6 protein-coding genes are annotated in these 8858 nt (G+C 42.1%); all 6 read left to right on the plus strand.

All coding sequences use genetic code 11. From position 1 onward, the window contains the following. Positions 1–3223, plus strand: a 3223-nt coding sequence (locus tag WC955_12250; protein ID MFA5859824.1) for a translocation/assembly module TamB domain-containing protein, incomplete at its 5' end; no start/stop codon positions are given. Between the two features lie 16 nt (positions 3224–3239). Then, a complete protein-coding gene (bamA, locus tag WC955_12255) occupies positions 3240–5522 on the plus strand; it encodes an outer membrane protein assembly factor BamA (protein MFA5859825.1) in 2283 nt (760 codons plus the stop codon). Positions 5523–5544: 22 nt separating this feature from the next. Continuing rightward, the gene (locus WC955_12260) at positions 5545–6447 is read left to right on the plus strand and encodes an OmpH family outer membrane protein (protein ID MFA5859826.1); all 903 of its coding nucleotides are present in this window, start codon (positions 5545–5547) and stop codon (positions 6445–6447) included. Positions 6448–6466: 19 nt separating this feature from the next. Then, positions 6467–7507 (plus strand): UDP-3-O-(3-hydroxymyristoyl)glucosamine N-acyltransferase, encoded by a 1041-nt coding sequence (gene lpxD, locus WC955_12265; GenBank protein ID MFA5859827.1) that lies wholly within the window; start codon positions 6467–6469, stop codon positions 7505–7507. Continuing rightward, entirely contained in the window at positions 7500–8354 is an 855-nt protein-coding gene (locus WC955_12270; protein ID MFA5859828.1) for an amidohydrolase family protein, read from the plus strand. The genes lpxD and WC955_12270 overlap by 8 nt, the downstream gene beginning before the upstream one ends. A 70-nt stretch (positions 8355–8424) precedes the next feature. Further along, positions 8425–8858 (plus strand): amidohydrolase (locus WC955_12275; GenBank protein MFA5859829.1); only part of this gene is annotated, 434 nt, incomplete at its 3' end.

An 8858-nucleotide genomic window follows, 5' to 3' on the forward strand; every position in this document is an offset into this window, starting at 1 on the left:
TGAAGGTGAGGTTAAGCTCGAAGGTAAGCTTGGGGGTATACTCACCGCACCGGTTGCAAAGTTAAATCTTTTCGGTAATGAAACATCATTGGGTAACATTTCTTCCACAATAGATTATGCCGGGAGTGCGGATAATTATGTGGTGAACGCTAAAATGTATGCCGGAGATGAAAAAAAGGCAGGGGTAACGTTTGAATGCAGGTTAACCCGTGATTTATGGGAAACTAAGAAGTTTATTATTAACCAACACGGGGGTAAGGTTGATATCTCTGCTGCCCTAAAAACTGATGATAAATCAGGGACACAGAAGGTACTGGCTTTAAAAGCGGGGGTTGATAATTTTGCGGTTGGCCCCGCAAAAGTTTCAGCGGATATTGTGATCAACGGTTCATTAACCGGTACAAATGTTCTGGCGGCTGTCCTTACCGCGCAGAATGTTGCGGTTAATAAATACGGGATAAGCGATATCACCGGTAAGGTTGAGTACGCAGGGGGTAGGGTTAACCTGCGGGATTGGTATTCCCGCGATGGTAAGTTGAAGTCTGCTTTGACATTAAACCTTAACGATTCAAATATTGCATTCACAGGGCAGTGTATAGCTGACAATTTGCCGTTACAAATGTTTGTGTCAATGCTTAACCCGGAATTAGTGAAGAATGTTGGGGGTATGGTTGATAATACTCTAAACCTTACGGGTACTGCGGAACGGCCTGTATTAAAGATTGATACTTCTGTACGTGAGGGGAGTTATGATAAACAAAAATTTGTGTGTACCGCAAAAAGTGTACTTGTAAAAAACATTGTCACCAGCCAGGTTAATTTTATACCTACCGGCGGGAAAAGTGTGGAGTTTAATCTTAACGCGGTGTATGGTAAAAATAATGAGTTGAAGGTTAAGGCTGAACTTGACCGGCTGGAAGCTGCAAATATTGTTATCGAAGGTATTACCCTGGATTCTGTGGTTACAAAAAAACGTGTAGTGATTAATTCCGGGAAGTTTAATATTTTTAATGGTACGGTACTAATAGCAGAAGGTACTGAAGTGGGGTTTGATACTGCTAATAAAACAGGTAGTATGAAGGGAACGTATGTTATTAATTCCGAATTACGTAATATTTCGTTGGTACAACAACTGAATTTATACGGTAAAGCCGCGTTCAGGGGTGATTGGGTATATGATAACGTTAACGGGTTGAGGTTTGAGGCTTTAGCGTCAACAAAACGGTTTTGGGTTAATGAACACAATTTTGAGTATGGCAATATTCATTTTGCGTATTCCAAGAATATGATAATGTTTATGCCCGTGGATAATTCTGAATACCAGATTATGGGTGAACTTGAATTCAATAATTTACCGGAAGTTGTATTTAAAGACTTCGCGGTGAGAAATTATGACAGTGATGTTGTATCAGTCAAAGGTACTATCGGGGGTAAGCAAAACAATTTGTCAATTCAAGGAAAAACGTTGCCCCTTGGTACGTTGACTGCATTGCTGAACCAAAAAATTAGTGTTACAGGTGATACTGTTTTTCATCTGATTATTTCAGGGACTCCGGAGTTAATGCTGCTAAACGGCAGGTTGGAATCAAATAACGGTACTATCGCGAATTTGCCGTTTGAACGGTTAAACACGTTGTTCACAATACAGGGTACTGAGTTAAAGGTCAGGGATCTCTATATATCAAATAAGGACCTATACTTATTCACAGGGTCGGGGAATATGCAGTTGGCTTCAGGGAAGGATAAGGATAAAGGTATTACCGGGCCGGCAAGTATTAATGTTAAACTAGCTAATGGTAACCTCCGGTTTTTGAAGAATATTTTTGGTATAGTAAAAAAATCTGATGGTATGATTGACGGTGAAGTTGAACTTAAAATTGATAATCTTCAACGTACGCGTGTGGATGGTAATCTCAGGATAACTAACTGTAATATCGCGTTAAAAGATGTGTTTAACCAGATTAACGGCTTAAATGTTGAGCTTACACTTAAAGATGATGAAGTAATTGTTGACCACGGGCATGCAAGGATCGGGAAGGGTGAACTCGGGCTTAGCGGGAAAGTCGAACTTGCGGGGTTTGGGATAAATAGGTATGATATAAAGTTGAAAACGTTGACACAAACGGGTATCGCATTGAATGTACAGTGGCTGGCGATACCGAAATCTATGTTCTTTAAACGTGTATTTAATGTTCCGTCAACAGGTGAAGCTATAGTGGATGTATCATTAGCCGGTACGGCATCAGCGCCTGTTATCCGTGGCCTTGTGGAGCTTAATAACGCAAGTTTTATTTATCCACCATCCGAGAGTGCAGATACCGGGACTGCGCAGTTTGATGCTGCAGTATTGGATAATACAGTCTGGGATTTAGTGCTTAAGACCGGGCAGAATGTATGGTATAAAAATGAAAATATTGACCTCCAGGCTAATGGACAGGTGGCGTTTGCTAACAGGACAAAAGATCTTAAGGTAAACGGTTTATTTGAATCCATACGCGGTAATGCTAATTATCTTGGGCGTAGTTTTGATATCCGCCGGGCAAGGCTGGAGATTGTTAATAATGAAACTTACCTGGAAGCCACAGCGGAAACTGAAGGTAATATTATGACGCCTTCAGGTACAGAGGTTGCTACTAAGGTTACGATGAATATTGACCGTACAAGGATTGCTGAGATTAAACCACGGTTTTCCGCGCAGGATTATCCTAATCTTCCGGAAGAAAAGGTTGTATTATACCTCTTTGGGTTTAGTGAAAAGTCGTTGGATATGCAAGGGCAGCAAACGAAGCTAAGGACGGAAGTTATACGTATGTTCGGGTCGAGTATTGCTGCGCCGTTTATGGAGACAATAGCAGCGCCGCTGGTTAATACCGGGATTGTTGATAAGGTTAAGGTAACACAGACGGTTTCACGGCAGGCTACCACAGGGGATTCCGGGGTGCCGGTTGGTGATGATGCGCAGTCAGTATCATTCGCTGATTTTCTTAATGGAACAAAGACGACATTTGAAAAGATAATTGCGCCGGATCTCGCGATAGGGTATAGTATGCAGTTTGCGGATAAGTTAAGTTTATGGCATGAAGTTGAGTTGTCATACAAATGGAAACAGTTGTTGTTTAAAGGAACTATTAAGGATAAAAGCATATTTTTTTCTAACGATGCTGAACGCAGGATTTCAATTGAACATGTTGAACGTTTTGGCGGATGGGAAGAAGAGAAGTAGGGGATAAAAAAAGAAGATGTTTACTAAAGAAAAAATTTGTGTGGTTGTGTTATTGTTGGCATTAAGCTCTGTTTTTCCGGGAACTGCGTATTCTGAAGGCGAGACAAAAAAAATTACGGATATCGTTATCACCGGGACTAAGACGTTATCTGTCCGCGCAGTGCTTGACCAGTTGAAGATCCAAAAGGGTAGTGTTGTGAATGAGGATGTGGTTAAGGAAGAAACACAGAGGTTACTGGAACATGAAGGTATAGAAGACGCTGTACCCGAGATCATAGAAGTACCTGCGCAGGGTAAACAAAAAGCTAGGGTGAAACTTGTATTCGCAATAACCGAACGCCCGATGATTGCGGATATCAAATTTAAGGGGAATAAACAGTTCTCTGACGGAAAAATTAAGGGGGATATTTCATTAAAGAAAAAAGGGTATTACAATTTTGTTAAGGCAGAAGCTGACCGCGAAAAAATATTGTCATTATACCGCGAGAAAGGTTTTGCGGACTGCGAAGTTGAATATTCCACGGTAGACGATGTTAAGGCAACAAATAAGGTTCTAACGTTCCTTATTACCGAAGGGAAAAGGATTCAAATTAAAGATGTTGCCTTTAAAGGGAATAAGGTATACAAGAATTCAAAACTTATTAAGTTAATGCAGACCAAGAAAAAACAGTATTTTAAACAGGATGTCTTTGATAAAGATAAGGATGAGATCGTTAAGTTCTATAAAAACAACGGGTTTCTTGATATGCAGCTGCTTGAGCCGGAGTTTAAGTATAACGAAGAACGTACTGAGACTGTATTAACCATTGCCGTAGAAGAAGGCGCGAAGTATGTAGTTGGGGAGATTAGTTTTTATGGTAATGAGGTGTTGAAGGAAAAAGATCTGCGTATTTTGTTGTTATACAAAAAAGGACAGGTGTTCAGCCAGGAAAAGTTTGAAGCCAGCCAGATGATGCTCCAGCAGTCTTATGCGGACAGCGGGTACCTCCGCGCGCAGGTTGTCCCTGAAATTGTGCAGAGTTCGGATACCGGTAAAGTTAGTGTGGTATATAATATCACGGAGAACGGGATTGTTTATGTAAACAACATTTATGTTGACGGGAATACGTATACCAAAACATATGTTATTGAACGTGAAGTATTATTGAAACCCGGCAGCCCGATGCTGGCAAGTAAGGTACGGCGTACGATGGAACGGTTATATAATCTTGGTTTTTTGGAAGACGCAAAAGTTGACTTCCAGCCGACAGAGAGCCCTGATAAAGTAGATGCTGTGTTCATGGTATCTGAAGGACAACCCGGGATGATGTCCGCAGGGATGGGTTATTCTTCTACTGACAAATTATTGGGTACGCTGCAGGTACAGCATATGAACATTTTTGGGTATGGTTACCGGCTTAACCTCTTATGGGAGTTCGGTGAACGCCGGCAGAATTATGAGATAAGTTTTACGGATCCGTGGTTTTTGGGGAAATCAATGTCGTTTACCACAAATATTTTTAATACAACACGCCAGCAGTATTACGGGACAGAAGCTAATGCTTATAAAGAGTTAAGAAAAGGCGTGGCATTACTGTTAAGCCCAAGAATATCTGAGTACCTGTCTTTGAGTACAGGGTATTCGTATGAACAAGTAGAATTTACGGATATCATGGCGGATTATGCGGATAAAATATATTTTTCGCCTGATGTTTCAAAACTAACTTTTGGTGTTGCCTATGATACCCGTGACAATGTTTTTGACCCGAATAAAGGTTCAAGGAACGCGTTGTCATTGCAGGTGGCAGGCGGGCCGCTGGGAGCGGAAGCGCATTTTTATAAGCCTATATACTCAACAGTATGGTTTTTCCCGACAATATGGAAACTTGTGTTTTCATTAAGCGCGCGGGCAGGGTATGTTTCGCAGTTTATGGAACCTGATAAGCAATTGTTGAGTGAGTATTTCCATATCGGCGGAGGGGATAGTGTGCGCGGGTATGATTACGGCGAGATCGGCCCTGCGGGTGGGAGTAAGTATATGACTGTGTGTAATCTTGAGTACAAATTCCCGTTGGCAATGGAAAAAGGTAAGACAATGCTTCAGGGTGCGATCTTCGCGGATATCGGCGGTGCATGGGCACGGCCGGATGATATTACGATGAGTATCGGTAGTTCTCCGACTGAACTTAAGGCCGGGGTGGGGTTTGGGATAAGGATTACTACACCAGTGTTTCCGTTACGGTTCGACTGGGGTTTACCTCTGAACAAACCGGGGGTTAACCAAATGCAGTTTTATTTTACTATAGGGAATATGTTCTAAATCATTTGGTATAATTGTTTTTATGAACAATAGGCTGTTAAGAAATTTTTTGAGTGTACTGGTTACCGCAACCACGGTATGTTTCTTTGGCAGAATAATATTCGGGCTGGATTTACCATTGAACCCCGGGGATTATAAGCCAAAAATAATTATTGGTTTTGTTGATATGGAAAAAGTGTGTAATTCACTTGAAGAAACAAAGGTGGAAGAAGAAAAAGTTCAGCATATGATCAACAAGCAGCGCGGGGAAGTTGAGAAACGCAAAGCTGAACTTGATACCCTGAAAACCGAGATTGACAGCATTGAGATCGAGCTTGCATCAACTCCTAAGACTATACTTATGGCGTCACTACAAAAAAATTCTACACAGCAGCAACAGGTACAAGAAACTGATGTCGTCGTAACGTCAACGATAACTGCTGTAGCACAGGATCCTACGCAATTACCCGGGATGGTTACAACAGCACCCACAACTGCTGACAGGCAAAAGGATAGCGCGGATATCGCGGATATTACCGCGCAGGATGTTGCGGAGAATGAACAAAAACAAGTGCAGGAAGTAACTCCGGTGGAAACAAAACCAACAGCGGAACAGCAGGTTGAATCTTTACAACAAACGGTGATTAAGAGTAACGAGGAAACTGTGAACCAGTTACGCGAAAAAATTAAAGCCAAACGCAGCGAGTATTTGCAGAAGGAAAAGGAAGTAGCGGAATATGTTCAGTCGTCCAGCCAGGAATTGAAGAATCTTAAACGGTCATGTTCACAGGTGGTTTATGGGAAGATATATGACGCATTAATTGAAGTAGCGGAAGAGGAAGGCGTAGATCTTATCCTTGATAAAACGCATATATTATTCGGCGGGAAAGGTGTGGATCTCACTGATAATATAATAAAGTACGTAAAACAGCAGGGTATGCAGTGAGTAATGACAGGTGTTTAAAATGAAGTTTACTGCCAGAGAAATTGCAAACATTACCGGCGGGATTGTTGCCGATAAGGATGGTATTGCAGATAAGGTCGTAATCACCGCAGTTGCAGATATTACCAGTGCCGGTGAGGGGCAACTCGCGTTCTGCGTTGATACCGTAAAATACAATTCGGTATTGCAGTCAACAAAAGCTGCAGCAGTGCTAGTCCCCGAAGATGTTAAGGATGGCAGTAAATCAACGCTATTTATTATAGTGAAAAAACCGTATCAAGCGTTTGTTAAGGTTTTAAATATAATTGATACTGAGAAAAAAAAGGATGTTATACCGCCTACTGGTATTGCCGCCGGTGCGATTGTACATCCATCAGCTAAGTTCGGAATTAATGTCAGTATAGGTACAGGGACAGTTGTTGAACACGATGTGGTGATTGGGGATAATGTAAAAATCCTGCCCTTATGCTATATCGGCCCAAATGTTGTTATCGGGAATGATTGTTTACTTTACGCGCGGGTAACAATATGCAATGATACCGTTATTGGGGAGAGGGTAGTGATAAATCCGGGTGCGGTACTCGGGGGTGACGGGTACGGGTTTATTCCAACAAAAGATACACCCATAAAAATCCCGCAGGTTGGCTGTGTAAAAGTGGGTAATGATGTGGAGATCGGTGCGAATTGCGCGATTGATCGCGCAACACTTGGTGCTACAGTAATTGGTGATGGCACCAAAATTGATAATCTTGTACATATCGCGCATAATGTGGCTATAGGAAAAAATTGTCTTATAACTGCACAAGTGTGTATTGCCGGATCAACTGTTCTTGGTGACCGCGTAGTTATCGGCGGACAAGCTGGGATTGTTGACCACGTAAATGTTGGGGATGATGTCAATATTGTCGGGCAAACAGGTGTTGTGCAGGATGTACCTTCAGGATCTGTGATGTCTGGGTTCCCTGCAAGGCAGCACAAGGATGCTCTAAAAATATATACTATTACTGCAAAACTCCCGGAAATATACGAAGTGGTGAAAAAGTTCATCAAAAAAAATGATTGATTGCCACACACATTTTATTACCGTCTGGGAAAAAGATGAGTTTAATATAGAAATGCTGGTCAGGCACATGGACGAGCTTGAGATTGAAAAGTTTTGTGTCCTGCCAAGCACAAGCCCGGAAAATCCGTATTTTATTAATACCACAGAAGATGTCTTAGCGGCATACAAAAAGTTTCCGGACCGCATAATCCCGTTTTGCGATGTAGACCCCAGAAAAGGCAAAAATCATCCGTCCACCGATTTCACGTGGATACTTAAACATTATAAAGACCTTGGCTGCCGCGGGTTGGGCGAGATGACTGCGAACCTGTATTTTGATGATCCGTTATGCAAAAATTTGTATTACCATTGCGGGAAAGCGGGGTTGCCTATAACGTTTCACTTATACACACGTTTTGGCGGTTCCTACGGCTTAATTGACGGCCTACATATGCCGAGGTTAGAGAAGTGTTTACAGGAATTCCCGGAGACTGTATTCCTAGGCCACGCAATGGCGTTTTGGTCGGAGATAAGCGCGGATGTTACTGATCAAACCCGGGGAGGGTATCCCAAAGGTAAAGTCACCGCACCGGGTAAACTTGCGGAATTACTCAAGAAATACCCTAATCTCTATGGCGATATCTCCGCAGGGTCGGGGTTTAACGCTATCACCCGGGATATGGATTACTGTTACAAATTCCTTACCGAATTCCAGGATAAACTCGTATTTGGTACTGACATCTGTCATCCCGTCCAGGATTGTCCTATAGTATGCTTTTTCCGTAATGCTTTAAAAAACGGTAAGATAACAAAAACTGTGTATGATAAGATTACGGAAGATAATATTAAACGCGTATTAGCGATTTAACAACCCGCGGTATTTTTTTACATCAACCTCCATATTTTGTATGATATACGCAATGGAGGTATTAACGAAAATGATTGATTGCCACACACATTTTTTTACCGTATGGGATAAACCGGAATTTACCGCAGAGATGCTGGTCAAACACATGGACAAGCTTGGAATTGAAAAGTTTTGTGTCCTGCCGATCACGAGCCCGGAGAACCCGTATTTTATGCATACTACAGAAGACGTATTAGCAGCGTACAAAAAGTTTCCGGACCGTATAATCCCATTTTGCGATGTTGATCCCAGGAAAGGGAAAAATCATCCGTCCACCGACTTTTCGTGGATACTTAAACGGTATAAAGACATGGGCTGCCGCGCTCTTGGCGAGATGACCGCAAACCTGTACTTTGACGATCCGTTATGCAAAAACCTGTACCACCACTGTGGAGAAGCCGGGTTACCTATAACATTTCATTTATACACCAGGATAGGCGGTTCGTACGGCTTGGTTGACGACTT

It is taken from the genome of Elusimicrobiota bacterium, assembly GCA_041658405.1.
Lineage (GTDB): Bacteria > Elusimicrobiota > UBA5214 > JBBAAG01 > JBBAAG01 > JBBAAG01.